The organism is Methylobacterium sp. WL12, from assembly GCF_008039475.1.
Classification (GTDB): Bacteria; Pseudomonadota; Alphaproteobacteria; order Rhizobiales; family Beijerinckiaceae; genus Methylobacterium; species Methylobacterium cerastii.
Window position 1 is genome coordinate 1 of the sequence record NZ_VRUW01000057.1, and the last position, 26,008, is coordinate 26,008.

At 70.8% G+C, this 26,008-nt stretch carries 21 protein-coding genes, 1 tRNA gene and 1 pseudogene; 13 read left to right on the top strand and 10 right to left on the bottom strand.

Annotated features, from left to right (window positions below; genetic code table 11):
* Window positions 1-286: pseudogene (locus tag FV226_RS28695) on the top strand (hypothetical protein); the annotation flags it as partial.
* A 534-nt stretch (window positions 287-820) separates the two neighbouring features.
* Here the strand turns inward: FV226_RS28695 and FV226_RS18690 are convergent.
* The 4 genes from FV226_RS18690 to FV226_RS18705 all read right to left on the bottom strand — a co-directional run bounded on the left by FV226_RS18690 (window position 821) and on the right by FV226_RS18705 (window position 5,761).
* The gene (locus FV226_RS18690; protein WP_147753086.1) at window positions 821-1,552 is read right to left on the bottom strand and encodes an MIP/aquaporin family protein; all 732 of its coding nucleotides are present in this window, start codon (window positions 1,550-1,552) and stop codon (window positions 821-823) included.
* A 152-nt stretch (window positions 1,553-1,704) separates the two neighbouring features.
* Window positions 1,705-3,210 (bottom strand): glycerol kinase GlpK, encoded by a 1,506-nt coding sequence (gene glpK, locus FV226_RS18695; RefSeq protein WP_147764084.1) that lies wholly within the window; start codon window positions 3,208-3,210, stop codon window positions 1,705-1,707.
* Between the two features lie 98 nt (window positions 3,211-3,308).
* Window positions 3,309-4,841 (bottom strand): glycerol-3-phosphate dehydrogenase, encoded by a 1,533-nt coding sequence (gene glpD / locus FV226_RS18700; protein WP_147764064.1) that lies wholly within the window; start codon window positions 4,839-4,841, stop codon window positions 3,309-3,311.
* Between the two features lie 86 nt (window positions 4,842-4,927).
* Window positions 4,928-5,761 carry a DeoR family transcriptional regulator gene (locus tag FV226_RS18705; protein ID WP_147753088.1) on the bottom strand — a complete coding sequence of 278 codons (834 nt, stop codon included), beginning with the start codon at window positions 5,759-5,761 and terminating at the stop codon, window positions 4,928-4,930.
* A gap of 436 nt (window positions 5,762-6,197) precedes the next feature.
* Between FV226_RS18705 and FV226_RS18710 the strand changes: the two genes are divergently transcribed.
* A complete protein-coding gene (locus FV226_RS18710; RefSeq protein WP_210246525.1) occupies window positions 6,198-7,445 on the top strand; it encodes a crosslink repair DNA glycosylase YcaQ family protein in 1,248 nt (415 codons plus the stop codon).
* A gap of 150 nt (window positions 7,446-7,595) precedes the next feature.
* The gene (locus FV226_RS18715) at window positions 7,596-8,138 is read left to right on the top strand and encodes an inorganic diphosphatase (protein ID WP_147764066.1); all 543 of its coding nucleotides are present in this window, start codon (window positions 7,596-7,598) and stop codon (window positions 8,136-8,138) included.
* Window positions 8,139-8,146: 8 nt separating this feature from the next.
* Here the strand turns inward: FV226_RS18715 and FV226_RS18720 are convergent, their stop codons facing one another.
* The 3 genes from FV226_RS18720 to FV226_RS18730 all read right to left on the bottom strand — a co-directional run bounded on the left by FV226_RS18720 (window position 8,147) and on the right by FV226_RS18730 (window position 10,635).
* The gene (locus FV226_RS18720; RefSeq protein ID WP_147764067.1) at window positions 8,147-9,403 is read right to left on the bottom strand and encodes a YbfB/YjiJ family MFS transporter; all 1,257 of its coding nucleotides are present in this window, start codon (window positions 9,401-9,403) and stop codon (window positions 8,147-8,149) included.
* Window positions 9,404-9,513: 110 nt separating this feature from the next.
* On the bottom strand, window positions 9,514-9,918 hold the full coding sequence (locus tag FV226_RS18725; RefSeq protein ID WP_147764068.1) for a VOC family protein: 405 nt from the start codon (window positions 9,916-9,918) through the stop codon (window positions 9,514-9,516).
* A gap of 75 nt (window positions 9,919-9,993) precedes the next feature.
* Window positions 9,994-10,635, bottom strand: a complete 642-nt coding sequence (locus tag FV226_RS18730) for a pyridoxamine 5'-phosphate oxidase family protein (RefSeq protein ID WP_147764069.1) — start codon at window positions 10,633-10,635, stop codon at window positions 9,994-9,996.
* Between the two features lie 78 nt (window positions 10,636-10,713).
* Here FV226_RS18730 and FV226_RS18735 point away from each other — a divergent pair, with 78 nt between their 5' ends.
* A complete protein-coding gene (locus FV226_RS18735) occupies window positions 10,714-11,604 on the top strand; it encodes a LysR family transcriptional regulator (protein ID WP_147764070.1) in 891 nt (296 codons plus the stop codon).
* Window positions 11,605-11,729: 125 nt separating this feature from the next.
* Here FV226_RS18735 and FV226_RS18740 read toward each other — a convergent pair.
* Window positions 11,730-11,803, bottom strand: a tRNA-Gln gene (locus FV226_RS18740).
* Window positions 11,804-12,220: 417 nt separating this feature from the next.
* Here FV226_RS18740 and FV226_RS18745 point away from each other — a divergent pair.
* From FV226_RS18745 to hslV, 5 genes are all read left to right on the top strand, one after another.
* Entirely contained in the window at window positions 12,221-13,447 is a 1,227-nt protein-coding gene (locus FV226_RS18745) for an ABC transporter substrate-binding protein (RefSeq protein WP_147764071.1), read from the top strand.
* Window positions 13,448-13,658: 211 nt separating this feature from the next.
* Complete coding sequence (locus FV226_RS18750; protein ID WP_147764072.1) at window positions 13,659-14,531, top strand: branched-chain amino acid ABC transporter permease; 873 nt, start codon at window positions 13,659-13,661, stop codon at window positions 14,529-14,531.
* A gap of 4 nt (window positions 14,532-14,535) precedes the next feature.
* Window positions 14,536-16,641, top strand: coding sequence for a branched-chain amino acid ABC transporter ATP-binding protein/permease (locus FV226_RS18755; RefSeq protein ID WP_147764073.1), 2,106 nt, complete (start codon window positions 14,536-14,538; stop codon window positions 16,639-16,641).
* A complete protein-coding gene (locus FV226_RS18760) occupies window positions 16,634-17,356 on the top strand; it encodes an ABC transporter ATP-binding protein (RefSeq protein WP_147764074.1) in 723 nt (240 codons plus the stop codon). Before FV226_RS18755 ends, FV226_RS18760 begins: the two co-directional genes overlap by 8 nt.
* Window positions 17,357-17,492: 136 nt before the next feature.
* Complete coding sequence (gene hslV, locus FV226_RS18765) at window positions 17,493-18,029, top strand: ATP-dependent protease subunit HslV (protein WP_147764085.1); 537 nt, start codon at window positions 17,493-17,495, stop codon at window positions 18,027-18,029.
* Window positions 18,030-18,083: 54 nt separating this feature from the next.
* Here hslV and FV226_RS18770 read toward each other — a convergent pair whose 3' ends face one another.
* Window positions 18,084-19,517 (bottom strand): hypothetical protein, encoded by a 1,434-nt coding sequence (locus FV226_RS18770; protein ID WP_147764075.1) that lies wholly within the window; start codon window positions 19,515-19,517, stop codon window positions 18,084-18,086.
* Window positions 19,518-19,780: 263 nt separating this feature from the next.
* On the opposite strand from FV226_RS18770, the gene FV226_RS18775 reads away from it, so the two are divergent.
* From FV226_RS18775 to FV226_RS18790, 4 genes are all read left to right on the top strand, one after another.
* Entirely contained in the window at window positions 19,781-21,451 is a 1,671-nt protein-coding gene (locus FV226_RS18775; RefSeq protein ID WP_147764076.1) for a HAMP domain-containing methyl-accepting chemotaxis protein, read from the top strand.
* A gap of 97 nt (window positions 21,452-21,548) precedes the next feature.
* On the top strand, window positions 21,549-22,649 hold the full coding sequence (locus tag FV226_RS18780; RefSeq protein ID WP_246691651.1) for a hypothetical protein: 1,101 nt from the start codon (window positions 21,549-21,551) through the stop codon (window positions 22,647-22,649).
* Window positions 22,646-23,959: an ATP-dependent protease ATPase subunit HslU gene (hslU, locus tag FV226_RS18785; RefSeq protein WP_147764077.1), complete on the top strand. Its 1,314-nt coding sequence runs from the start codon at window positions 22,646-22,648 to the stop codon at window positions 23,957-23,959. Before FV226_RS18780 ends, hslU begins: the two co-directional genes overlap by 4 nt.
* 70 nt (window positions 23,960-24,029) lie before the next feature.
* Complete coding sequence (locus FV226_RS18790) at window positions 24,030-24,851, top strand: EamA family transporter (protein ID WP_147764087.1); 822 nt, start codon at window positions 24,030-24,032, stop codon at window positions 24,849-24,851.
* A gap of 27 nt (window positions 24,852-24,878) precedes the next feature.
* Here FV226_RS18790 and FV226_RS18795 read toward each other — a convergent pair whose 3' ends face one another.
* Window positions 24,879-25,994 carry an MBL fold metallo-hydrolase gene (locus tag FV226_RS18795; protein ID WP_147764078.1) on the bottom strand — a complete coding sequence of 372 codons (1,116 nt, stop codon included), beginning with the start codon at window positions 25,992-25,994 and terminating at the stop codon, window positions 24,879-24,881.
* Window positions 25,995-26,008 lie beyond the last annotated feature (14 nt).

Sequence of the window (26,008 nt, forward strand, 5' to 3'; positions counted from 1 at the left end):
TCTTCGCGAGGTCGATACCGACCGTAACAAGTTCGGACATGGGTGGCTCCTCAGCTTGAGGCGACAACATCCCGACTATGCCCCAACGCAACGCCGGGAGCAGGAGCCATCCACACCATCAATCGAGCAAGCCTTCGCCAAGCTGAAGGCGCTCCTGCGAACGGCCGCCGCGCGCACCGTCCCAGACCTCTGGGCCGCCATCCGAGAAGCCTTCAAGGCCTTCCGCACGTACGAATGCCGAAACTACGTCGCCGCTGCTGGATATGGTGCCTTCGACCCAACATGACTGGCAAGGGCTCTAGACCACTTGTGGCAACGCCGCCTTAGAAAAATCACGTCGAGCACTGATTTTCACTGCACTCTTTTTACTTCGATGGATGGCGGCCCATTGTCATGCAGGCTGTTTAATCCGAGTTTATGCAAAGATTTCGCATTGGGGAGTCCGTGATGCCCTAGGCAAACCCTCCCACCAAGAAAGCTTTTCCATCCGACTTTTTTAGATATCTACATTCGCCACGGCCTCGGATGACGCGCGGCCCCCCCCCGCGGGCGGGGAGTGGCCCGGCTGCACCCCGTCGTGCAGCGGGGAGTGGCCCGGCTGCACCCCGTCGTGCAGCGGGGAAGCGAAGGCGAAGCCGAAGCGACGGTGAGGGTGTGCCGACGGACGAGCCTCCTCAGGGCCGGCCCCCTCGCTGTCGGCTGCCGCCTCGCTTCGCCGACGACAAGGTCGGCAAAGCCCTCTCCCCGCACGCGGGGCGAGGGGATGCGCACGCATCGAATCGCCAAAAGCAGGGATGCGTGTGAATCCGGTGGCACCGGATCAGAAGCCGATCAGCAGGATCGCCAGCGCCGCGAGGGCGGCGCCGACCGCCGGGCCGGCGACCGGGATCAGGGCGTAGCCCCAATCCGAGCCGCCCTTGCCGGCGATCGGCAGCACCGCGTGGGCGAGGCGCGGCCCGAGATCGCGGGCGGGGTTGATCGCGTAGCCGGTGGTGCCGCCGAGCGACAGGCCGATGCTCCAGACCACCATGCCGACGAGGTAGGGCGCCAGCCCCGTGGGGATGTTGCCCGAAGCCCCCACCGACCGCGACAGCAGGGCGCTGATGATCAGGATCAGCAGGAAGGTGCCGATGATCTCGCTCGTCCAGTTGGCGGCCGTTTGCCGGATCGCCGGATCGGTGCAGAAGCAGGCCCGCTTCAGGCCCGGATCCTCGGTGACGGCCCAGTGCGGCAGGTAGTGCAGCCACACCACCGTCGCGCCGAGGAAGGCTCCGATCATCTGCGCCGGCACGTAGACCAGGAGCTTGCTCGGATTCCCGGAGGTGATCGCGCCGGCGATCGTCACAGCCGGGTTGAGGTGGGCGTCGGGGCTGCCGGTCGCGGTCGCGACGAAGATGCCGGCCAGCACCGCGAAGGCCCAGCCGGCGGTGATCGCGATCCAGCCTGCGCCTTCCGCCTTGGAGCCGCGCAGCAGCGCGCCGGCCACGACCCCGTTGCCAAGGATGATCAGCACCATCGTGCCGAGAAGCTCGCCCAGGAACGGCGATGTCATGGGGTGTCCTCCGAAAATGTCCGAGACGGGAAGCGGCGAGGCGGCCTCGTCCCAAATCCGGTCGATCCCTTCGGGATGGCGGATTTGGCCGTCGCTCATGCGCCGCGCGGGCTTGCCGATACGGCGTCCGCTTTGATCAAGCGGACGCCGTATCAGTCCTCCTGCTCGTCCCAGTCGAAGGCGCGCTTCACGGCGCGGCCCCAGGCGGCGGTGATGCGTCGGCGCTCCCCCGCATCCATGTTCGGCTCCCAGCGCCGGTCGACGCCCCAGTTGCGCACGAGGTCGTCGGTGCTCTTCCAGTAGCCGGTGGCGAGCCCGGCCGCGTAGGCGGCGCCGAGGGCCGTGGTCTCGGTGACCTTCGGGCGCACAACCGGCACGTCGAGGATGTCGGCCTGGAACTGCATCAGGGTGACGTTGGCGACCATGCCGCCGTCCGAGCGCAGCTCGCGCACGGGGATGCCGGAATCCTTCTCCATCGCCTCCAGCACCTCGTGCGTCTGGAAGGCGGTGGCCTCCAGGCAGGCGCGGGCGATGTGGCCGCGGTTGGCGTAGCGGGTCAGCCCGATGATCAGCCCGCGCGCGCCCTCGTTCCAGTGCGGCGCGTAGAGGCCCGAGAAGGCGGGCACGAAGTAGACGCCGCCGTTGTCCGCGACCGTTGTGGCGAGGCTCTCGACCTCGGCGCTGTCCTTGATCATGTGCAGGTTGTCGCGCAGCCACTGCACCAGCGCGCCGGTGATCGCGATCGAGCCCTCCAGCGCGTAGACCGCCGGCTTGCCGTCGAGCTTGTAGCCCAGCGTCGTCACGAGGCCGCAGGTGGAGGGCACCGGCGTCTCGCCGGTGTTCATCAGCGCGAAGCAGCCGGTGCCGTAGGTGTTCTTGGCCTCGCCCGGCTGGAAGCAGGTCTGGCCGAACAGGGCCGCCTGCTGGTCGCCGAGGATGCCGGCGATCGGCACGCCGGAAAACGGCACCCGCGTCTCGCCGTAGACCTGCGAGGACGAGACGATCTCGGGCAGCATGGCGCGGGGGATGCCGAAGGCGGCGAGCATGCCGTCGTCCCAGGCCAGCGTCTCGAGGGACATCAGCTGCGTGCGGCTGGCGTTGGTCACGTCGGTGAGGTGGAGGCCGCCGTCCGGGCCGCCGGTCAGGTTCCAGACGAGCCAGGTGTCGATGTTGCCGAACAGCACGTCGCCGGCTTCCGCCTTCTCGCGGGCGCCCTCGACGTGGTCGAGGAGCCAGCGCAGCTTCAGCCCCGAGAAGTAGCTCGCCAGCGGCAGCCCGGTCAGCGCGCGGAAGCGGTCGCGCCCGCCGTCGCGGGCGTATTCGGTCACGAGGCGGTCGTTGCGCGTGTCCTGCCAGACCAGGGCGTTGTGGAGCGGCGCACCCGTGCGCTTGTCCCAGATCAGGGTGGTCTCGCGCTGGTTGGTGATGCCGATCGACAGGAGGTCCTTCGGCGTCAGCCCGGCGCCGTCGAGGGCGTCCTGCATCACCCCTTGCGTGTTGCGCCAGATCTCCATCGGGTCATGCTCGACATGGCCCGGCCGCGGGTAGATCTGCTCGTGCTCGCGCTGCTTGCAGACGATTATGCGCCCCTCGCGGTCGAACACGATGAAGCGGCTGCTGGTGGTACCCTGGTCGATGGCGCCGACATACTGGGACATGGCTCTCTGGGACATGGCTGTCTTCCCTCCCTCGAGGAACGTGGGTCGATCTTGGTCTCGCGGACCAGTCTTCGCGCCGGTTCCGCCGTTCGGGTCTTTCAGGCCGCCTCCGCCTTTCGCGTCAGGTAGGCGGACAGGCGCGCGGCCCCCTCCGGACCGGTGCGCAGGCCGAGCTTCGAGCGGCGCCAGAGGATGTCCTCCGCCGTGCGGACCCATTCGGTCCGGACGAGGTAGTCGACCTCCGCCGCGCTCAAGCCTCCGTCGAAGGCCTCGCCGAGGTCGGCGAGGCTGCGCGCGCCGGCCACGATCGCCCGCGCCTCGGTGCCGTAGGCGCGGGCGAGGCGCTTGGCGGTCTCGGCCGGCAGGAACGGCGCCTCGCGGGCGAAGGCTTTGAGGAACGCGTCGAAATCCGCCTCCGGCATGGCCCCGCCGGGCAGGGTCGCCTCCCCCGTCCAGGGCGGCTCGAGGTTCGGGAAGTAGGCTGCGATCTTCTCGATCGCGTGCTCGGCCAGGCGCCGGTAGGTGGTGATCTTGCCGCCGAACACGGACAGCGCGGGCGCCTGCCCGCCGGCGTCGTCCACGTCGAGCACGTAGTCGCGCGTCACCGCCGAGGCGTTCGCGGCGGCGTCGTCGTAGAGCGGCCGCACCCCCGAATAGCTCCAGACCACGTCCTCCGGCCCGATGGCGCGCGCGAACGAGCGGTTGACGCAGTCGCAGAGGTAGCGCGTCTCGTCCTCCGAGATCCGCACCGGGCCGGGCTCGTCCTCGTAGGGGACGTCGGTGGTGCCGATCAGCGTGAAGTCGCGCTCGTAGGGAATCGCGAAGATGATGCGCTTGTCCGGCTGCTGCAGGATGTAGGCCTGGTCGCCCTCGTAGAGTCTGCGCACCACGATGTGGCTGCCCTTGATCAGCCGCACCGCCGCGCGGCTGTTCACGCCGAGCGTGCCGCCCAGCGTCTCGCTGACCCAGGGGCCGGCGGCGTTCACCACCGCCTTCGCCCGGACCGTCTCGGTGCGCCCGGTGACGGCGTCGCGCAGGGTCGCGGTCCAGGTCCCGTCGATGCGGCGCGCCGACTCGACGCCGGTCCGGGTGCGGATCTCGGCGCCGCGCGCCCGCGCATCCATGGCGTTGAGCACCACGAGGCGGCTGTCCTCGACCCAGCAGTCGGAATAGACGAACCCCTTCGTCAGGCGGTCCTGCAGCGGCGCGCCCATAGGTGATGTTCGCAAACGAACCATCTTCGAGCCGGGGAGGGTGCGGAGCCGCGCGAGGTGGTCGTACAGGAACAGGCCGACCCGCAGCATCCAGGCCGGGCGCAGGCCCTTGTCGTGCGGCAGCACGAAGCGCAGCGGCCAGATGATGTGCGGCGCCTGCCGCAGCAGGCGCTCGCGCTCGGCCAGGGCCTCCCGCACCAGGCGGAACTCGTAGTATTCGAGGTAGCGCAGCCCGCCGTGGATCAGCTTCGTGCTCGACGACGAGGTGAACTCGGCGAGGTCCCCGCGCTCGCACAGCAGCACCGAGAGGCCGCGGCCCGCCGCGTCGCGGGCGATGCCGGTGCCGTTGATGCCGCCGCCGATGACGAGAAGGTCGTAGGGGGCGCCCGGCGCCCGCACGTTCGAGACCGTCGTCATGGTTCACCTCCCGCCCCGGCCGATGCCGCGTTCGGCAGAATATTGCCTTATCTTAGGATTTTCGCAAGCGAAAATTTCGATGTTCGTTACGGTTCGTCCCGGTCGGCCACCGCGAGGGTGACGCCGTGGCGCTCCATCAGCGCGGCGATCTCGGGCGGCGGGGCGCGGTCGGTGAAGAAGGTGTCGACCTGCTCGAGCCGCCCGACCTCGACCATCGGCCGGCGGGTGAACTTGGTGTGGTCGGCCACGAGGAAGGTCTGGCGCGCATGCGCCAGGATGGTCTGCGTCGCCCGCACCTCCTCGTAGTCGTAGTCGAGGAGGGCGCCGTCGCCGTCGATGCCGCTGATGCCGATCACCGCCACGTCAACGCGGAACTGGCTGAGCGTGTCGCAGGTGAGTTGCCCCAGAACCGCGCCGTCGCGGTTGCGGATGGTGCCGCCGGCCACGACGATGCGGAAGTCGGTCGCCTCCGCCAGCCCGACCGCCACGTTGAGGTTGTTGGTGATGATGCTCAGGTCGTCGTGCCGGACGAGCTCTCGCGCCACCGCCTCCGGCGTGGTGCCGATGTTGAGGAAGACCGAGCAGTGCGACGGGATGCGGCTCGCCGCGAGCCGGCCGATCCGCGTCTTCTCGGACAGGAGCGTGGTGCGGCGGTCGGCGTAGGCGATGTTCTCGACGCTGGAGGGCAGGCCGCCGCCGCCGCGGTAGCGCTCCAGCCGCCCCTCCGCGCTGAGCTCGTTCAGGTCGCGCCGGATGGTCTGGACGGTGACGCCGAACTGGCTCGCCAGGGCTTCGATCGTCACGAACCCGCGCTGGCGGACGGCGACGACGATCGCCGAGCGCCGCGCCTCCACCGCCGACGCGTCGGCGCGCTCGCTCGCCTTCCGCTCGAAACCGCCCCGATCGAGGATACGCGTCATGGGGATTCCGGCCCGGGACATGCTGGTCTCGCAACGCCCGCCGATCCTTCCCGTTCGCCGCCGTCTAAGACGAAGAAGGGAAGGGGGAGGCGGGCGTTCCGACACGAAGTGTATGTGACCGGCCGTGTTTCGCAAACGAAACGCCGCATCATCGTTTGGGATGAGCGCCGACCGTTCGCACCGGACGCGGACGCTGCGTTTCCGGCCCTCGCGCTTGTCTCGACGAAGCGGCGCGCCGATGTTGGCGCGCATCGCCTTCGAAGGGCCATGCGGGAAGCGGTCGCTGTCCGCGCGAACGGGGAGGGACGTCGTCGATGCCGGAGGTCGTCCGGGACGCGCCCGCCGCGGTCGGGTTCTCGCAAAACGCACCTGACCGCCAAGACCGCGCGGCGCATCGGCGGATGATCGGCCCGCCGCCGCCATTCGGAGAGCGGTCCTGAAAGCGGACCTCTCGGCCGCCGAGGCCCGCCGCATCGCCCTGGCGGCCCAGGGTTTTGCAGCGGGGCGGCGTGAGGGCGCCGTCACCGACGCACGGATGCACCGGGAGATCGGCCGCCTCGGCCTGCTCCAGATCGACAGCGTGAACGTGCTGGTGCGCGCCCACTACCTGCCGCTGTTCTCGCGGCTGGGCGCCTACGCGCGCGACCGCCTCGACGCGATCGCCGCCGCCCGGCCGATGCGGTTCTTCGAATACTGGGGCCACGAGGCCTCGCTGCTGCCCATCGACCACCACCCCCTGCTGCGCTGGCGCATGGCCCGCGCCCGCGACGGCCGCGACGTGTGGCGGCGGCTCGAACCTTTCGCCGGAGAGCGGCGCAACGAGGCCGAGGCGGTCCTCGCCCGCATCGCGGCGGACGGGCCGCTGGCCGCCTCGGACCTGGCGGAAACCCGGGCCGGGTCCGGCATGTGGGCGTGGAGCGCGGGCAAGCACGCGCTGGAATGGCTGTTCTGGGCCGGCCTCGTCGCTGCGACGCACCGGCGCGGCAGCTTCGAGCGGGTCTACGACCTGCCCGAGCGGGTGCTCCCGCGCGCCGTGCTCGCGCGCCCGACCCCGAGCGGCGCCGACGCCCGGCGGGACCTGATCGCGCATGCGGCCCGGGCGCTCGGCGTGGCGACGGCGCAGGACCTGCGCGACTATTACCGCCTCTCGCCGGCCGACGCGGACCGACCGATCGCGGAGCTGGTCGAGGACGGGACGCTCGTACCGGCCGAAATTCGCGGCTGGCGCCGCCAAGCCTACCTGCACAGGGATGCGCGGCCCTGCCGCCGGCTCGACGGGGCGGCGCTGCTGTCGCCCTTCGATCCGCTGGTCTGGCACCGCCCGCGCACCGAGCGGCTGTTCGGGTTCCGCTACCGCCTCGAGATCTACACGCCCGCCCACAAGCGCGAGCACGGCTACTACGTCCTGCCGTTCTTGATGGACGGCGCCCTCGTCGCCCGCGTGGACCTGAAGGCGGACCGCAAGCGCGGCCGGCTCGTCGTCGAGCGGGTGCACCTGGAACCGGGGGCGCCCCCCGCCACCCTGGAACGCCTGCTGTTGGAACTCCGCCTGATGGCATCGTGGCTCGACCTGCCGAGGCTTGCCGCCGCCCCCGCCGCGGCCGGCACCGGCATGCCCGTCGCGGACGCCGTCGAGGCCGACCCGCCGGCCGCCGGACCGGAGGCGGACGAGGCCTTCGACTGAGCGATCGCGCCCGCTCGCTTACTCGATCGCCGGCCCGCTCTCTTGCCCGATCGCCGGCCCGCTCGTTGCGGGCGCCGAGAAACCGGGCCGCCGCATCCTCGGTTCACCCGGGAGCGGCGCGATCGTGCGAAGCCGCGCGGGAGCACGCCCTTGCCACACGCCGCACCCCTCTGCCGCCTACCCACCTTCGCCGAGGACGACGTAATCCACGTCGTGATCGAGACGCCGAAGGGCAGCCCGAACAAGTACGCCTACGCGGAGTCGCTCGGCGCCTTCCAGTTCAAAACGGTCCTGCCGGAGGGCATGAGCTTCCCTTACGATTTCGGGATGATCCCCTCGACGAAGGGGGCGGACGGCGACCCGCTCGACATCCTTCTCCTCCTCGATGCGCCCGCCTTTCCCGGTTGCATGGTCGAAGCCCGCCTCGTCGGGGTGATCGAGGCGGAGCAGCGGGACGGCGAGGGGGGCTGGGAGCGCAACGACCGGCTGGTCGGCGTCGCGGTCAAGGCCCGCACGCACGCGCACATCGAGACCCTGGGCGACCTGCGGCCCGGCATGCTGGACGAGGTCGAGGCGTTCTTCGCCCAGTACAACGAGCTTTCTGGCAAGCGCTTCCGGGTCCAGCGGCGCGGCGACGCCGGGGCGGCCCTCGCCCTCGTCCGGCAGGGCTGCGACGCGGCCGCCAAGCCCTAGGCCAAGCCCTAGGATCGCGCGCCTCGGTCGCGGGCCGCGGAAGCAGCGCCATGGGTCGCCAGGGCCGTCGCGAGGTCGATGGAGAGCGCCAGAACCATCGCGCCCGCGCCGAGGGCGAACAGCAACGCGTAGTCGCCTCCGGTGTGCGCGAAGACGAAGGACAACCCGTAGGCGGCGCCCGCCTGGAACAGCGCGAAGGCCACGGTCGCGACGCTCCAGGCCGCCTTCTGCCGTTCCGGGTCGTCGGGGAGGAGTTCGCCGATGCGGCCGAGCATGAGCGGGACGGTTCCGGTGACGAAGGCGCCGACCGTGACGCTGGACAGGACCAGCCACGGCTCGCCGAGGCCGAGCGCCGGGATCGCGACGGCCCCGGCCTCGACTAGGAAGGCGAGGCGAAGCGCGGTGCCGAAGCCGACCCGGTCGGCCAGGTGCCCGACGAGGATCGGGCCGACCGTCGCACCGAGGCCGAACAGCACCCAGTAATGCGAGCCGGCCTGGATGCCGCGTCCGAGGCCGCGGGCGACGAGGTCGACGAGGAAGAGCATGTGCGGCACCCAGGCCGCCGCGTTGAGCGCGTATTCGGCGTAGAGCGCCCGCAGCGTCGCCCGGCCGGGGCTCCGGGACGGCGCGGCCCGCCCCCCCACCCGGGCCAGCGCCGGGGCCTCGGACGGCCAGCCCCGCCAGCCGAGGAGAGTGAGCAGGGCGGAGAGCGCGCCGAGGCCGAACCAGGCCTGCTGCAGCCCGCCCTGCAGCAGGAGCGGGACCAGCGTCCCCGACGCGGCGACGCCCGCGCCGATGCCCATGAAAATCAGCCCGCCGGCCAGGCCCCGCTTGCCCGGGGGCACGTGCGGCAGCACGGCGGGCGCCGCCAGCACCATCAGCGCGCCTCCGGCGAAGCCCGACGCGAAGCGCCAGGCGAAGAACCACGCGACGCTCAAGGGGAAGGCGCAGGCGAAGAACGCCACCGTCGCCAGCACCATCATGCTCCGAAGAACCGTCGGAACGCAGGTCCGGGCGGCGAGCCGACGTCCGAGGAGGGCGCCCGCGAGATACCCGGCGAGGTTGGCCGCCCCGAGATAGGCCGCGGTCGAGGCCGGAAACCAGCCGCCGTCGATGATCGCCGGAAGCAGGGGCGTGTAGGCGAAACGTGCGAGGCCGATGCCGACCAGGCTGGCGCAGGAGGCCGACGCGACCGCCCGCCAAGCCCGACGCCCGTCGGCGGCGGTCGGCAGGGGACCAGGCTGCAGTGACGTCGGCACGGCCATGGGACGAGGCTCCTGCCATCGGGTTGAGAGGGTGCGTTCCGCAGGCACGGATGCCGGGCGCGCGCGAAACCCTTAGCGGCTGCCGGTCGCGGCGCGAACGGGATCGCGCCTCACGCAGTGGCGAATTCGAGACGAACGCCGCCGGGCATCAAGCACAGGAAATGGTGGGTCTCCGAGCCCTCCCGCATCGGGCCGGGCGCGAACTCGATCGCCGTGCCGGGATGGGCGCGGACCCGCTCGTGGGCCGCCGCGAGCGCCGCCCGGTCGGCGACCGTGAGGGCGAGGTGGTGCAGGCCGACGTTGGCGCGCCGGTCGAACGGCACCGCCGTCTCGGGGTCCGCGACCCGCCACAGCGTCACCAGGATCGCGCCGTCGGAGACGAAGACCGCCGGGTAGGACGGCACGCCGCCGGCGACGCGCCATCCGAGCGCCTCGACGAAGAAACGCTCGGCGGCCGCGAGGTCCGGCACGGCGAGGCCGACATGGTGCGCGCCGCGGGTCAACGGGTTCGTCATGCGGGGATTCCCTGAGAGCGTTTTCAAGCGAGGTGGATGCCGGCTCGCGTGAAGAACATGCGGCCGCACGGCAGGTTAGAGACCTTCCCGGGATCCGGGGATCACGGGAAGGTCTCTCAGGCGCGCCACCTCGGCGCGGAGGTCGGCGACCTCGGTCAGCAGCGGACGGAGCTCGGCCGCGATCTCGGCGCGGGTGAAGCGCGGCTCGATGTATTGCGGACAGTTCCAGTCGAACCCCAGCACGTCGACGACGAACGCGGCGGCGGCCGGCGGCGCGTCGGGGTGGGCGACCTGCGCCACGAGGTCGGGGTCGGCGGCGGCCGCGACGACGCGCGCATGCCCGATGAGCTTGAGGCGGCGCCGGGCGGGATAATCCATCGCGAACAGGGCGACGCGGCCGCGCTCGATCACGTTGCCCTGCGAGATGAACTGGCGGTTGCCGGGGTAGTCGGCAAAGCCGATCCGGTTCCCGCCCAGCGCCCGGACGAAGCCGGCCGGGCCGCCGCGATGCTGGAGGTAGGGCCAGCCGTCGGGGCCGACGCTGGCCAGGTAGACGCTGTCGCGCGCCTGCAGGAATTCGTGCTCGCGCTCGGTCAGCGCGTCGCGTTCGTCGGCCGAGGCTGCGTCGCGCCGGGCGTAGCTGGCACGCGAGCCGGCTTGCGCCTGGAGCGTGCGCGCCGCCTCGCCGAACAGGGTTTGGAAGTAGGTGTTGGGCATGCATGTGAATGTACGACTTCACGCCGCGGCGATAATCCGCCATGTCGACAGTTCAGTGTTCCACCAGAAGGAATGTTCGTGGACCGCTTCGCGGCGCTGACTACCTTCGTCGCGGTGGCCGAGCGGGGCGGCTTCAAGGCCGCCTCCCGTCACCTCGGCGTCTCGCCGCCCGCGGTGACGCGGACGATCGCCGCCCTCGAACGGCATCTCGGCGTGCCGCTGTTCCGGCGCTCGACCCGCAGCGTGGCGTTGACGGAGGAGGGCGCCGCGCTCCTGGAGCGTGCCCGCGAGATCCTGATGCGGCTGCAGGACGCCGAGCACGTCGTGATGGGCCGCCAGGCGACGCCGCAGGGCGAGTTGCAGATCACCGCGCCGGTGGTCTTCGGCCGCCTGCATGTGCTTCCCGTGGTGGCCGACCTCCTCGCCCGGCACCGGCAGATGTCGGTGCGACTGCTGCTCCTCGACCGCAACATCCGCCTCGTCGAGGAGGGGATCGACGTGGCGGTCCGCGTCGGCGAGCCCCGCGACAGCAGCCTGCGCTCGGTCGCCGTCGGCACGGTACGGCAGGTCCTCGTCGCGAGCCCGACCTATTGCGCCGCGCGCGGGCACCCCGCCGACCCGAAGGCGCTCGACCTGCATGACCTCATCGCGGGCGACAACGTCCGGACCGGCTCGCAGTGGCGCTTCGGCCCGCACTCGGTCGGCGTCGCAATCACGCCGCGCCTCACCGTGACCTCGATCGACGCCCAGCTCGCAGCCGCAGCCGCCGGCCTCGGGATCGCGAACGTGCTGAGCTACCAGGCGGCCGAAGGCCTGGCCGCAGGCACCCTGCGCCGCGTGCTGGACGCGCACGCCCCGCCGCCCGTGCCGATCCACCTGCTGTTCGACGCCGGCCGCGCGAACCTGCCGAGCGTCCGCCTGTTCCTCGACGGCATGCGCGCCCGCGCGAAGAGCGGGGCCTGGCAGTGAAGCCGGCTCGCCTGTTCAGAAAGGGAGATTCATCCGCTGGACATCGACGCACGGCGATCGGCCACTCCGCCGGATGGCGGGACCGAAAACGCGATAATCGGGATGATTTACGAGGTCTTATGAAGTGGCTGGGGGACCTGGATTCGAACCAGGACCAGAGGAGTCAGAGTCCACCGTTCTACCGTTAAACTATCCCCCACCGAAGGGACGGAGGCCGCCTGCGATGCGGGCCGGCGGGAAGCCGGCGACCGCTTCGGAGGGCTCCGTCGTTCGGGAGCGCTCCCGTTAAGGGGAAAGCGCGGATCGGTCAACAGGGTTAGGCCGCGCATTCACGATTCCGGTGCGACCCCATCCTCGGTGCTATCGGCCGGCGCGACCGTGCCGAGGTCTTGCGGCGAGGCTTCGCCGGCGCGGCGGTGCGAGGATCGCCGCGAAATCCCACAACCCTTTGGATTTGTAGGTTTGCCCCGGCGCGGTGCGTTGCGTTCGTGCGCACGTTCGACAATATTCCAGCGCCCGGGTCGGGGCCCGACACTTCGGGCCGCAGAGCCCGCGACGGCGCCACAAGGCGCCGCGACAGAAGAAACGCCCGGATCGGGATACGGAGGAAACAGCCATGAGACTGACGACGCGCGCGTTCGTCGGCGCCCTGCTCGGCGCGACCGCACTGGCCACGCTCGGCGCCCTGCCGTCCCAGGCCGCAGACCCGATCAAGATCGGCGTGACCGGCCCCTATACCGGCGGCTCGTCGGCGATGGGCGTCTCGATGCGCGACGGCGCACGCCTAGCCGCGGCCGAGATCAACAAGGCCGGCGGCGTGCTCGGCCGGCCAATCCAGCTCGTCGAACGCGACGACGAGGCCAAGAACGAGGTCGGCGCCCAGGTGGCGCAGGAGCTCATCAGCAAGGAGAAGGTCGTCGCGACCCTGGGCTTCGTCAACACTGGCGTGGCGCTCGCCGCGCAGCGCTTCTACCAGGAAGCCGAGATCCCGGTGTTCAACAACGTCGCCACCGGCACGATCATCACCAACCAGTTCAAGGCGCCGGACTACGACAGCAACTACGTCTTCCGGAACTCGGCCTACGACGTGCTCCAGGCCGGCATGATGGTCGACGAGGCCGTAGCGCAGGGCCACAAGAAGATCGCCATCCTCGCCGACTCGACCAATTACGGCCAGCTCGGCCGCGAGGACATCGAGAAGTACCTCGGCGCCAAGGGCGTGAAGCCGGTCGTGGTCGAGAAGTTCAACATCAAGGACGTCGACATGACGGCCCAGTTGCTGAAGGCCCAGCAGGCCGGCGCCGACGTGATCCTCGCCTACGGCATCGGGCCGGAGCTGGCGCAGATCGCCAACGGCATGGCCAAGCTCGGCTGGAAGGTGCCGATGATCACCTCGTGGCCGGCCTCGATGCAGAGCTTCATCGACATCGCCGGCGCCAACGGCAACGGCGTGGTGATGCCGCAGACCTTCATCGAGGACAAGACGCTGCCCAAGCGCAAGGCCTTCCTCGAGGAATACTACAAGACCTATGGCGTGACGAAGATCCCGACCCCGGTCGCCGGCGCGCAGGGCTACGACTCGGTGTTCCTGATCGCCGCCGCGATCAAGCAGGCCGGCTCAACCGACGGGCCGAAGATCCGCGAGGCGCTGGAAAACCTGAAGGAGAAGGTCGAGGGCGTGGTGACGACCTACGACAAGCCCTTCACCGCCGCCGACCACAACGCGATCTCGCGCAACATGGTCGTGTTCGGGAAGGTGCAGGACGGCAAGATCGTCTACGCCAAGGACGCGGACGCCAAGAACGCGGGCGTCGTGCGCGTGAAGGAAAAGTCCTCCAACTGACGAATCTCGCCGCTCGCGCGGGATGAACCAAAGCCGCCGGAACGCTGACCCCAAGCGTCCGGCGGCGCGCGGCCTTCGGGCCGGTCCTCGCCGCGATCGCGAGCGGTCGCGGCGCGCGCCTCCCGCACGGGGGAGGGGACCCGCGCCGGCACGGAACCGGAACCGGGCGGCATGAACGAAAAGACCTTCACGGACGGGCGCGGGTGACACGATGACCATCTTCCTGCAGCTCGTCGCCTCCGGCGTCGCGGTCGGCATGATCTACGCCGCCATCGCCTTCGGCTACCAGCTCACCTTCGCCACCTCGAAGACGCTGAACTTCGGGCAGGGCGAGGCGCTGGCGCTCGGCGCCCTGTTCGGCCTCACGCTGGCGCCATTCACCGGCTACTGGCTGATGATCCCGCTGGTGCTGGTCTTCGGCTTCGCGCTCGGCGCCGTCGTCGAGCGCCTCGGCGTGCGCCCGGCGGTGAAGATCAAGTCCGAGTACGGGTGGATCATGGCCACCATCGCGCTCGGCATCATCTTCCGGAACCTCGCCGAGAACATCTGGGGCCGCGACGACCTCAAGTTCCCCTCGCCGCTGCCCGAGGAGGCGCTCCAGCTCGGCGGCATCCGCATGCTGCCGATGGAGCTTCTGATCATCGCCGGCGCGCTGCTGATGATGCTCGCGGTCGAGATCTTCAATCGCAAGTCGATCTGGGGCAAGGCGGTGATCGCCACCTCGAACGACATCGACGCCGCCGGCCTGATGGGCATCAACACCAAGCGCGTCATCACGCTGTCCTACTCGATCAGCGCGATGACGGCGGCCTTCGCCGGCGTGCTCGTCGCCCCGGTCACCCTCACCGGCGCCACCATGGGCGCGGTGCTGGCGCTCAAGGCCTTCGCGGTGGCGATCATCGGCGGCCTCGAATCCGGCCTCGGCGTCATCGTCGGCGGCCTGATCCTCGGCGTCGCCGAGACGCTGACCGGCTTCTACATCTCCACCGGCTACAAGGACGTGCCGGGCCTGATCCTGCTCCTCGTCGTGCTGTCGATCCGCCCCGTGGGGCTGTTCGGCAAGGCCGTGATCAAGAAAGTCTGAGCCGATGGCGCAATCCACCTTCGTGCCCGCCGCGGCCCCGGCGCCCTCGGCCTCCGCCGGGATCGGCCGGCATGTCGGGGCGCTCGGCGCCGTGCTCCTCGTGGTGTTCCTCGCCGCCTTCCCGCACGTGGTCACGAGCAGCTACTACATCCACCTGCTGCTGGTGATTGCGATCTACGCGATCCTGATCCTCGGGCTCGACATCGTCGTCGGCTATACCGGCCAGGTCAGCCTCGGCCATGCCGGCCTGTTCGGCGTCGGCGCCTACGCGGCGGCCGTGCTGTTCCTGCATTTCAAGCTCGGGATTTGGTGGGGGCTCCTCGCCGGAATCGGCGTCACCTCCGCCTTCGGCCTGCTGCTCGCGGTGCCGGCCTTGCGGGTCACCGGCCCGTACCTCGCCATGGTGACGCTCGCCTTCGGCACCATCGTCCAGATCTTCATCAACGAGCTGACGCCGATCACCAACGGGCCGCTCGGCATCACCCTGCCGCCGGCCCGCGTCATCGACTTCGCGATGTTTGGCATCACCCCGCCCTGGGGCGCGGCCGGCCGCAAGCTCGAATTCTACTATCTCGTCTGCGCCTGCCTGCTGGTGACGATCGTGGTGGTGAACCGCATCGTGCGCTCGCCGTTCGGGCGCGCCTTCGAGGCGCTGCGCGACTCGCCGATCGCCTGCGACTGCATGGGCGTCAGCGTCTACCGCTACAAGGTCTACGCCTTCGTGGTCTCGGCGGCGCTCGCGGGCCTCGCCGGCGCGCTGTTCGCCTGGTCGGAGCGCTACGTCGCGCCGAACTCCTACGGCTTCGAGCTCACCGTGCTGTTCCTGCTCGCGGTGACGATGGGCGGCCGGAAGTCGCGGGCAGGACCCCTGATCGGGTCGGCCATCATCGTGATGATGCCCAACATCCTGGCCGACATCGACCTCGTGCGGATCATGGCCGGTCTCATCGCCGCGGTGGCCCTCGTCGTCGGCATCCAGGCCTTCGTGCGGAAGGCCGAGAACCGCTTCGCCATCCTCGTGCCGGTGGTGCTCTGCATCCTGTTCCTGCCGGCGACGCTGGCGCTGCAATCGGTCACCGACTTCAGGCTCAGCGTGTTCGGCCTGCTGATCCTGTTCGTCGTCTACTACCTGCCCGACGGCATCGTCGGCTTCCTGCGCGAGAAGATCCCGGCGCTCCGCCCGGCCCACACCGCGGAGGGCAAGGCGCTCTCGGCCGACGGCGACGCGCTCATCGCGCAGCGCGGCAAGGCCGCCGGGACCGAGCCGCTGCTCAAGGTCGAGCAGGCCCTGATGCAGTTCGGCGGCCTGAAGGCGCTGGCCGGGATCGACCTGTCGGTGAAGCCCGGCACGATCCACGGGCTGATCGGCCCGAACGGCTCGGGCAAGAGCACGATGATGAACGTGCTCACCGGCATCTACAAACCCACCGCCGGATCGGTGACGCTGGCCGCCGCCGGCAGCGCCGCCAAGCGCCTCGACGGGCGCACGCCCTCCGAGATCGCGCTGTCGGGCGTCGCCCGCACCTTCCAGAACGTCCAGCTCTTCCGCGAGATGACGGCCCTGGAGAACGTACTCGTCGGCCTGCACCACGCTTTCCACGGCACGATCTTCGACGCGATCCTCGGCACGCCGCGGCGCAAGCGCGAGGAACGCGAGGCCCGCACCCGCGCCATGGCGATCCTCGACTTCATGGGCTTGGCGAGCCTCGCCCAGGTCGAGGCCCGCAACCTGCCCTACGGCAAGCAGCGCCTTCTCGAGATCGGCCGCGCGCTGGCGCTCGATCCCGTGCTGTTGTTGCTCGACGAACCCGCCGCCGGCTTGACCGCGCCCGACATCGCGGACCTCACCGCGATCATCCGCAAGATCCGCGACGCCGGCATCACCGTGATCCTGATCGAGCACCACATGGACGTGGTGATGGGCCTGTGCGACCGCGTCAGCGTGCTCGATTTCGGGCACAAGATCGCCGAGGGCGGCGCCCGCGAGGTGCAGGCCGACCCGAAGGTGATCGAGGCCTATCTCGGCGCCCCCGACGACATGGGCGGCACGGCCAGTGATGCTGGCAAGGACGCCGGCAAAGATGCCGGGAGGGAGCCAGCCCATGCTTGACGTCGCCAACCTGTCGGCCGGCTACGGCCAGATCGAGGTCCTGCACGGGCTCTCGTTCCAGGTGCCGAAGGGCAAGGTCGTTACGCTGATCGGCTCGAACGGGGCCGGCAAGACCACGACGATGCGGGCGCTCTCGGGCATGATCCAGCCGCGTTCGGGCTCGATCAAGCTCGCCGGCCGAGAGATCTCGGGCCTCGACAGCCACGACGTGGCGCGGGCCGGCCTCGCCCACTCGCCGGAGGGACGCCGGGTGTTCCCGACGCTGTCGGTCGAGGACAACCTGACGCTCGGCGCCTTCCCGCGGCTCACCGGCTCGCGGCCGAAGGGCGACGTCGCCGCCGACCGCGAACGCGCCTACGCGCTGTTCCCGCGGCTCAAGGAGCGCCGGCTGCAACTCGCCGGCACCCTGTCGGGCGGCGAGCAACAGATGCTCGCCATGGGCCGCGCCCTGATGCTGCGCCCCGACATCCTGCTGCTGGACGAGCCCTCGATGGGCTTGGCGCCGAAGCTCGTCGAGGAGGTGTTCCGCATCATCCGCCAGCTTAAGGAGGAGCAGGTGACGATGCTGCTCGTCGAGCAGTTCGCCATGGCGGCTCTGGGCGTGGCCGACTACGGCTACGTCCTGGAGAACGGCCGCATCCGGTTCCAGGGGCCGGCCGCCCAGCTCAAGAGCGATCCGGCGGTGCGGGCGGCCTATCTCGGCGGCGACCACTGATGGCGCCCCTCCGGGCGTCCGCTCGGATCGCGCCCGCCCGGGCGCCCGCTTGGCAATCCGGGGGGCGAGCCCCTACCTGTCGCCGGGCGACACCCCGGAGACACCCTTGGCACACGACGATTCAGGCCCTGCCCAGATGCACGCCACCACCATCCTGATGGTGCGCAAGGGGGGCCACGTCGTCATCGGCGGCGACGGCCAGGTCAGCCTCGGCCAGACCATCGTGAAGGGCAACGCCCGCAAGGTCCGGCGGCTGGCCAAGGGCGCGGTGATCGGCGGCTTCGCCGGCGCGACGGCCGACGCCTTCACCCTGTTCGAGCGGCTTGAGGCCAAGCTCGAACAGTATCCCGGGCAGCTCACCCGCGCCTGCGTCGAGCTGACCAAGGATTGGCGCACCGATCGCTACCTCCGCCGCCTCGAGGCGATGATGCTGGTGGCCGACAAGGACGTCAGCCTGCTGCTCTCGGGCGCGGGCGACGTGCTGGAGCCGGAGGGCGGCGTGATGGCGATCGGCTCAGGGGGCAACTACGCCCTGTCGGCCGCGCGCGCCCTGGAGGACACCGACCTCGACGCCGAGGCGATCGTGCGCAAGGCGATGCGGATCGCCGCCGAGATCTGCGTCTACACCAACGGCAGCCTCGTCCTCGAAACCCTCGACGCGGACTCGGTCTAACCCTCACCCAATCCGTCCCGACGGCCCTGGGGCCGCCGGGAGGCCGCGCGGCCGCTACTTGTCGAAGCTGTAATCGAGGTCGATGCCGTCCTTGCCGTCGTCGCTGGCCTTGAAGGTCATCTTCATGCGCTTCTCGGTCGTGCCCGTGTCCTGGGTCTCGTCCCAGACCGAGGTGTAGCGGCAGGTCATCCGCTTGGCCTTGCGATCCTCGAAGACCGTCTCGGGCTCGACCAGCGCCTTGAGCCGGCGCTTGCCGTCCTTGAAGTCGGGGGCGCCGTTGACCGAGGCCATCAAATCCGTGCGCACCGCGTCCTGCGCGCAGAGCCCACTCGCGGGGGCGGGCGGAGCCGCCGCGACGACCGGGGCCGGAGCGGGCGTCGTCGGCGCGGGCGCAGGCGCTGCAGCCGTCGGAGCGGGCGCCGGAGCCGCCGCCAGCACCGTGAACGGCCGCTCGACCTGGGTGGTGCAGTCGCTGAACTTGTCCCGCAGGGTGAAGGCGAGGACGTAGTCGCCCGGGTCGACGCCGGCGATGCCCAGCGTGAAGTGGAAGGAGAACTTCGGGTAGCCGTCCAGGATGCCGTCCTTCCCGGCTGTGAACTCCTTGTCGATCACGGCCTTCTGGCCGCCGAGGATCGCACCGCCCTTGCTCTGCAGCACGTAGTCGACGACCAGGCCGAACCGGACGTCGCCGCCGGCCACCGGCACCAGCGTCTCGCCGACCGGCTCCATGTAGGTGATGACCTTCTCGCTCGGCAGGAAGGCGCCCACGGCGCGCGGGTCGACGTCGCCGAACCCCTCCGACGGGCGCGTCACGAACAGCACCCGGCGCACGCCGAGGCTCTGGCTGGCGACCGGGGCTGCGGCCGGAGGAGAGGCTACGGCGGCGGGAGCCGGCGGCTTGGCCGCCGCGGGGGCTTCCGCCTTGCTCGCTTCCGATTTGCCCGCCCCGACCTTGCCGGACTGCACGGAGCCGCCCGACCAGAACCCGCCGCCACCGCCGCCGGCCGGGATCGTCACGCTCTTCATGATCGCCGACAGCGCGGTCTCGTTGGTCGCGCGGTCGTCCTCGGAGCCCCACACGGTGACCAGGACCGCCCGGTTGCGGTTCGCGTCGAGGGTGACGAAGTCGATGATCGCCTTGCCGTTCTTGTCCGTCGCCTGGTAGCGCTGCACCTGGCCCGGGGTGCCGTTGAAGTCGATGGTCTGCTCCGTCGGCTTGCCGACGAGCTTGACCTTGTTCTTCGTCAGATAGGCCTTGCTGTCCTTGATCAGCGAATCGAGGCGCGACTTGCTGTCGGTGGCGATGTTGACGACGATGTCGCCGTCCGCCGAGACGGAGGCGATCTCGGTCTCGTAGACGCTGGTGTCCCAGTCGTCCGGCATCGTCGCGGTGACGGCGGGCTCCTTCGCCGGCAGGACGATGTCCTTGGCGAAAGCCGGCGCGGCCAGCCCGACAAATAGGGCGGCCCCCACGATCCAACGTTTCATGTGCGTCACCCCCGAACCGGGCTCGAACATCGATCCGGCGCTCGAACTCTCATCCGGTCTGACGAAACGAAGGTCAAGGTTGTACCGGCGCCGCCCCCGGATTTATGCAGACGACCTCACGGTTTCGGTCGGAACGCGGCGACGAACAGGGCGATGTCCTGCTTACGCACCGCGTGCGTGCCGCGTCGAACAGGTTGTATGGGTAACGGGTCCTTGACAACCTGTGGATATGGTCCGCTGCGCAAGCACAGGGCCTGACGCGCATGACGATTGACGGCAAACTTCTCGGACTGGTCGGCGCCTCCAGTCTCGTGACCCTCGTGGTCGCAGGCGTGGGCCTCGACACCCTGCGCACGTTCGACCGATCGGTCGGCGCGGCGCGGAACGCCACCGAGAACGCGCTGTTCGCCGCCGAGCTCACCCGGCTCGCCACCGACACGGCGCTGGAATCGCGCGGAATCTACGCCGCCGCCGACACCCAGGCCGCGCGGAAATACGCCGCCGGCATCGTCCGCGACCTCTCGGCGATCGATGCGCTGCTGACCGAGTGGCGCCCGGCGGTGCCGGAGGCGGACCGGCCGCTGTTCGAGCGCGTGGCCAAGGACGCCGCGGAGTTCCGCCGGCACCGCACCGAGACGGCCCGCCTCGGCACCGAGGTCTCGCCGAAGGCCGCCGCCGAGCAGGGTTTCACCGACGCGAACCGCGACAACCGCGTCGCCTTCCAGACCGGCATCGAAACCTTCGTGAAGCGGAGCCGCGAGCGCATCGAGACCCTGAACGGCGCCGCCGAAGCGCTCTACGTCGAGCGCCTGCGGCTCCTCCTGGCGCTGGCGTTCGGCGGAACCCTCGGCGGCCTGCTCGTCGGCGGCCTCGTCGGCCATCGGATGATCGCCAAGCCCCTGCGGGCCGTCTCCACGGCGATCCGTCGCCTCGCGCAAGGCGACCGCGACCTGCCCCCGGTCAAGCCGTCGCGCGACGAGATCGGCGCGATCTGGGCGAGCATGCGCACGTTTGCCGACGCGATGGGGGAGGCGGACGCCCTGCGCCGCAGCCAGGCGCAGGCCGGCCTCGAAGCCGAGGCGATCAAGCGGGCAGAGATGGACACCCTCGCCGACCGCTTCCAGGTCAGCGTCGGCGGCCTCGTCGGCCATCTCGCCGCCTCAGCCGGCACGATGGAGGAGACCGCCCGCGCCATGGCGCGCAACGCCGAGCGCACCAGCCTGCAGTCGCAGGCGGTGATGGACGCCGCCGGCACCGCCTCGATGAACGTCCAGGCGGTGGCCGCGGCCACCGAGGAGCTGGCCGCGACCGCCAACGAGATCGGCGCGCAGGTCTCGCAGACCTCGATCGCCGCCGCCGGCGCCGTCGAGAACGCGCGGCGCACCGAGCAGTCCGTGCAGCGGCTCGCCCGCAGCGCCGCCAGCATCGGCGAGGTCGTCTCGCTGATCTCGGGTATCGCCGGCCAGACCAACCTGCTGGCGCTCAACGCCACGATCGAGGCGGCGCGCGCCGGCGAGGCCGGCCGCGGCTTCGCAGTGGTGGCTGCCGAGGTGAAGAGCCTCGCCGGCCAGACCGCCCTCGCCACCGACCGGATCACCGCCGAGATCGCCAAGATCCGCGACGCCACCGCCGACGCCGTGGCGGCGATCGAGGAGATCGGCGGCACCATCGGCTCCGTCCACGAGATCGCGATGGGCGTCTCCGCGGCGGTGGAGGAGCAGCAGCTCGCCACCCAGGAGATCGCCCGCAGCGTGAGCGACGCCGCCGAGGGGACGCGTGCGGTGAGCGAGACCATGGCCGAGGTCCAGGCCGCCGCCCTCCAGGCGGGCGACGCCGCCGGGCACGTCCTGGCTGCGGCCGGAGACCTCGCGCGCCGCTCCGCGGGCCTCGGCGGCGAGGTCGACGGGTTCGTCCGCGAGATCCGCGCCGCCTAAAGGCAGGCCGAGAACCGCTCTCGGGACCGCTCTCTGGATCGGCTCTGGTAAGCGTGGCGCCCTGCGCTTAGATCGGGGCGATGCGCCATCCCCCCTCGTGCCCGCAATCCTCCTGCCCGCCGTCCGTCCGGTGATCGACCACGCGCTCCTGTCGCGTGCGGTCGCCCGCGGCATCCTCACCGCGGCGCAGGTCGAGGCCCTCGACCGGCTCGCCCGCGAGGTGGCGGCTCCCGAGCCGGAGCGGGTGGACGACGACGAGCGCCTGCGCTTCATCACGGGCTTCGCCGACATCTTCGTCACCCTCGGCATCGCCCTGTTCCTTGGCGCGGCGTGGTGGCTAGCCGGCGACACCCTCGGCGAGACCGGAAGCCGGGTGCTCGTGGCGGCCCTGGCCTGGGGGCTCGCCGAGTTCTTCACCCGCCGCCGCAGGATGGCGCTGCCGAGTATCGCGCTGCTCGCGATCTTCGCGGTGGAATCCTTTCTCGCCGTCTCGTCGATGGCGGGCATCGCCGTCGGCTGGGGCAGCGCCCTGCCGGGACCGAGCGGTTCGGGCGCGCCGGCGCCGCTCCCCTATGCTGGGGCGGCACTCGCGACGCTGGCGCTGTGCGCCCTGCATTACCGGCGCTTTTCCGTGCCGATCACCATCGCGGCGGGCGCGGCGGCGCTCGCGGGCACGCTGCTGGCGCTGGCCTTCGCCCTCGTGCCGAGCCTCGACACCGGCGCCTTCAGCGCGTTGCTGGTCGCGGCGGGCCTCGCGGTCTTCGCGCTCGCGATGCGCTTCGACCTCGCCGACCGGCAGCGCCAGACCCGACGCACCGACATTGCGTTCTGGCTGCACCTGCTCGCCGCCCCGCTGATCGTGCATCCGATGCTGACCACGGTCCTCCGGAGCGGCGACGCGCCGACGACGGTCTCGGCGATCCTGGTGCTCGGGGTCGTCCTGCTGCTGGCGCTGGTGGCCCTGGTCACCGACCGGCGCGCGATCCTGGTCGCCGGCCTGACCTATGCCGGGATCGCGTTCGGAACCCTGATCCGCGATGCCGGATTCACCAGCCGGGCCGCCCCGCTGAGCTTCCTCGCGCTCGGCGCCTTCGTCCTGCTTCTCAGCGCCGGCTGGCACGCGATGCGGGGCCTCGTCCTGCGCGGCCTGCCCGCGCGCCTGGCAGCCCGGCTGCCGCACCCGATCGGAGCCCGATGACCACGTTTTCCCCCCGCGAGATCGTCTCGGAACTCGACCGCTTCATCGTCGGCCAACACGACGCCAAGCGCGCCGTCGCCATCGCGCTGCGCAACCGCTGGCGCCGGCAGCAGCTCACCGGACCGCTGCGCGAGGAGGTCGCGCCGAAGAACATCCTGATGATCGGCCCGACCGGTTGCGGCAAGACCGAGATCGCCCGCCGCCTGGCGCGGCTCGCCGGCGCGCCGTTCCTGAAGATCGAGGCCACCAAGTTCACCGAGGTCGGCTATGTCGGCCGCGACGTCGAACAGATCGTGCGCGACCTCGTCGAGGTGGCGATCGGGCTCGTGCGCGAGGAGAAGCGCAAGGCGGTCAAGGCCAAGGCCGAGGCGGCGGCCGAGAACCGCATCCTCGACGCCCTGGTCGGCCCGACCGCGAGCCAGCCCACCCGCGACAGCTTCCGCAAGAAGCTCCGCGACAGCCAGCTCGACGACAAGGAGGTCGAGATCGAGCTTGCCGGCAACCCGTCCTCGGGCATGCCGATGTTCGAGATCCCCGGCATGCCGGGCGCGTCCATGGGCGCGGTCAACTTGGGCGACATGTTCGGCAAGGCGTTCGGCGCCACCAAGGGCAAGCCGCGCCGGATGAGCGTGCGCGACGCCTACGCGCCTTTGCTGGCGGAGGAATCCGACAAGCTCGTCGACGACGACGCGCTGATCCGCGAGGCGATCCGCCAGGTCGAGGACAACGGCATCGTCTTCCTCGACGAGATCGACAAGATCTGCGCCCGCGAGGGCCGCTCCTCGGCCGACGTCTCCCGCGAGGGCGTGCAGCGCGACCTGCTGCCGCTGATCGAGGGCACGACGGTGACGACGAAGCACGGGCCGGTGAAGACCGACCACGTGCTGTTCATCGCGTCGGGCGCCTTCCACGTCTCGAAGCCCGCCGACCTGCTGCCGGAGCTGCAGGGCCGCCTGCCGATCCGCGTCGAGCTGCAGCCGCTCACCGTCGAGGACTTCAAGCAGATCCTCACCTCCACCGAGGCGAGCCTGCTCAAGCAGACGGTGGCGCTGATGCAGACGGAAGGCGTGACGCTGGCCTTCTCGGACGACGCGGTGGACGCGCTCGCCCGCGTCGCCGTGGAGGTGAACGGCTCGGTCGAGAACATCGGCGCGCGACGCCTCTCGACCGTGCTGGAGCGCGTCATCGACGAGGTCTCGTTCACCGCCACCGACCGGGCCGGGGAGACGGTGGCGATCGACGCGGCCTACGTCCGCGACCGGGTCGAGAGCCTCGCGGCCAACGCCGACCTCAGCCGCTTCATCCTGTAGCGTGGTGCGCCACATCGAGCGGGCAGGGGCGTCGGCGACGCTCCTGCCCGTCGTCGCGCTCGTCGCCGGCATGGTCTCGCTCCAGAGCGGGGCGGCCCTGGCCAAGAGCCTGTTCCCGGCCGTCGGCGCCGCCGGGGTGTCGAGCCTGCGCGTCGGCTTCTCGGCCCTGATCCTGCTCGCGGTGTGGCGGCCGTGGCGGCGAAGCCTCGGGCTTCGCGAGGCCGGGATCATCGCGCTCTACGGCGCGGCGCTCGGGATGATGAACCTGACCTTCTACCTCGCGCTGCGCACGATCCCGCTCGGGCCGGCGGTGGCGATCGAGTTCCTGGAGCCGCTCGCGGTCGCGCTCTCGGCCTCGCGCCGGGCGGCCGACTTCGCCTGGATCGGCCTCGCCATCCTCGGCCTCGGGTTGCTGCTGCCCCTGCGCGACGCCGGCGGCCTCGACCCGGTCGGCGTCGCCTACGCCCTGGTCGCGGCCCTGGCCTGGGCGCTTTACATCGTGTTCGGGCAGCGTGCCGGGCGGGTCGACGGCGGGCAGGCGGTGTCGCTGGGCATGCTGGCCGCCGCCCTGGTGGTGGCGCCGTTCGGCCTGGCGAGTTCCGGTGCGGCCCTGTTCGACCCGGCGACGCTGGTCCTCGGCTTCGGGATCGCGGTGCTGTCGAGCGCGCTGCCGTATTCCCTCGAGATGGTGGCCTTGCGCCGCCTGACGCGTCAGGCCTTCGGGGTGATGATGAGCCTGGAGCCGGCGATCGCCGCGCTTGCGGCGCTGATCCTGCTCGGCGAGCGCCTGTCGCCGCTCCAATGGCTGGCGATCGGCTGCGTGATCGCGGCCTCGGCCGGCATCACTGCCGGCGGTCGCCGGGCTGCGAAGGCGGCCGCGACGACGCCTTGAAGGCGGGCGCGGGCGGCCCCAGTGCGGTCAGCTCTCCCACACCTGCCCGGGCCGCAGCGCCAAAAAACGCGCGCGCGGCTGCCCGGCCTGGTCCATCGCGGCGTCCAGCGCCTCGGCCGGCGCCTCGATGCCCTCGTCGGTGAGCTTGAAGGTGCCCCAATGGTGCCCGAGCGCCTGGCGCGCGCCGAGCAGGTCGAGGGCGGCGACCGCGTCGGCCGGGTTCATGTGCTGCGCCTGCATGAACCAACGCGGCTCGTAGGCGCCAATCGGCAGGGTCGCGAGCCGCGGAGCCCCGAAGCGCGTCCGCACGTCGCGGAAGATCGCCCCGTCGCCGAAGCCGGTGTCGCCGACATGGTAGTGGACGCCCTCGGGCGACGTGATCACGAAGGCGCACCACAGCGCCATGCGCCGGTCGTTCAGACCGCGGGCCGACCAGTGGTAGGCCGGCGTCAGGTGCACGCTCACGCCATCGCCCAGGTCGACCGAGCTGCCCCAGTCGCGGGTCTCGACGTGCATCGTCTCGTCGTAGCCGCGCAGGATCGCGTCGTTGCCGAGCGGCGCGACGACGAGCGGCTGGTGCGCCTGCCAGATCCGCGCGAGGCTCGGCCCGTCGAGATGGTCGTAGTGGTTGTGGGTGATCAGCACGGCATCGATCGGCGGCAAGTCAGCCATCGCGATGCCGGGCGGGTTGACCCGCTTCGGCCCGGCGAAGCGCACCGGGCTCGCGCGCGCTGCGAAGACCGGGTCGATCAGGATGTTGCGGCCGGCGACCTGCACGAGGTAGCTCGCATGCCCGATCAGCACGACGCGCAGGTCCAAGACGCGCTCCGGCGGCCGGTCGGCCGTGAACGGGCTCGGATAGCGTTTCGGCCACGCCGTGCCGCCGCGCTCCGCCTTCCAGCGGACGACGTCGCCCAAGGACTTGTCGGCGGCTTGCGTCTTGTCGGCGACCTGGGCCTTGTCGACGACCTGGGCCTTGTCGACGACCTGGCCGGGCGCGAAGAACCGCACGCCGTCGAAGTGGTCGCTCGTCGGCCCGCGGTAATACGGGTTCCGCCCGCGCCGGTGCACGGCGTAGCCGACGCCGCCCAGGGTCATCACCGTGGCCGCGCTCGCGGCCGTGAGCAGGCTTCGCCGTTTCATGCCGTGATCACATG

Excerpts from the sequence above, each read along its gene's own strand:
- hslV (WP_147764085.1), top strand. The coding sequence starts at position 17,493 with ATGCACGCCACCACCATCCTGATGGTGCGCAAGGGGGGCCACGTCGTC.
- FV226_RS18750 (WP_147764072.1), top strand. The coding sequence starts at position 13,659 with ATGACCATCTTCCTGCAGCTCGTCGCCTCCGGCGTCGCGGTCGGCATG.
- glpK (WP_147764084.1), bottom strand. The coding sequence starts at position 3,210 with ATGTCCCAGTATGTCGGCGCCATCGACCAGGGTACCACCAGCAGCCGC.
- FV226_RS18725 (WP_147764068.1), bottom strand. The coding sequence starts at position 9,918 with ATGACGAACCCGTTGACCCGCGGCGCGCACCATGTCGGCCTCGCCGTG.
- FV226_RS18730 (WP_147764069.1), bottom strand. The coding sequence starts at position 10,635 with ATGCCCAACACCTACTTCCAAACCCTGTTCGGCGAGGCGGCGCGCACG.
- FV226_RS18770 (WP_147764075.1), bottom strand. The coding sequence starts at position 19,517 with ATGAAACGTTGGATCGTGGGGGCCGCCCTATTTGTCGGGCTGGCCGCG.
- FV226_RS18795 (WP_147764078.1), bottom strand. The coding sequence starts at position 25,994 with ATGAAACGGCGAAGCCTGCTCACGGCCGCGAGCGCGGCCACGGTGATG.
- FV226_RS18760 (WP_147764074.1), top strand. The coding sequence starts at position 16,634 with ATGCTTGACGTCGCCAACCTGTCGGCCGGCTACGGCCAGATCGAGGTC.
- FV226_RS18755 (WP_147764073.1), top strand. The coding sequence starts at position 14,536 with ATGGCGCAATCCACCTTCGTGCCCGCCGCGGCCCCGGCGCCCTCGGCC.
- FV226_RS18775 (WP_147764076.1), top strand. The coding sequence starts at position 19,781 with ATGACGATTGACGGCAAACTTCTCGGACTGGTCGGCGCCTCCAGTCTC.
- FV226_RS18705 (WP_147753088.1), bottom strand. The coding sequence starts at position 5,761 with ATGACGCGTATCCTCGATCGGGGCGGTTTCGAGCGGAAGGCGAGCGAG.
- FV226_RS18690 (WP_147753086.1), bottom strand. The coding sequence starts at position 1,552 with ATGACATCGCCGTTCCTGGGCGAGCTTCTCGGCACGATGGTGCTGATC.
- FV226_RS18720 (WP_147764067.1), bottom strand. The coding sequence starts at position 9,403 with ATGGCCGTGCCGACGTCACTGCAGCCTGGTCCCCTGCCGACCGCCGCC.
- hslU (WP_147764077.1), top strand. The coding sequence starts at position 22,646 with ATGACCACGTTTTCCCCCCGCGAGATCGTCTCGGAACTCGACCGCTTC.
- FV226_RS18790 (WP_147764087.1), top strand. The coding sequence starts at position 24,030 with ATGGTCTCGCTCCAGAGCGGGGCGGCCCTGGCCAAGAGCCTGTTCCCG.
- glpD (WP_147764064.1), bottom strand. The coding sequence starts at position 4,841 with ATGACGACGGTCTCGAACGTGCGGGCGCCGGGCGCCCCCTACGACCTT.
- FV226_RS18745 (WP_147764071.1), top strand. The coding sequence starts at position 12,221 with ATGAGACTGACGACGCGCGCGTTCGTCGGCGCCCTGCTCGGCGCGACC.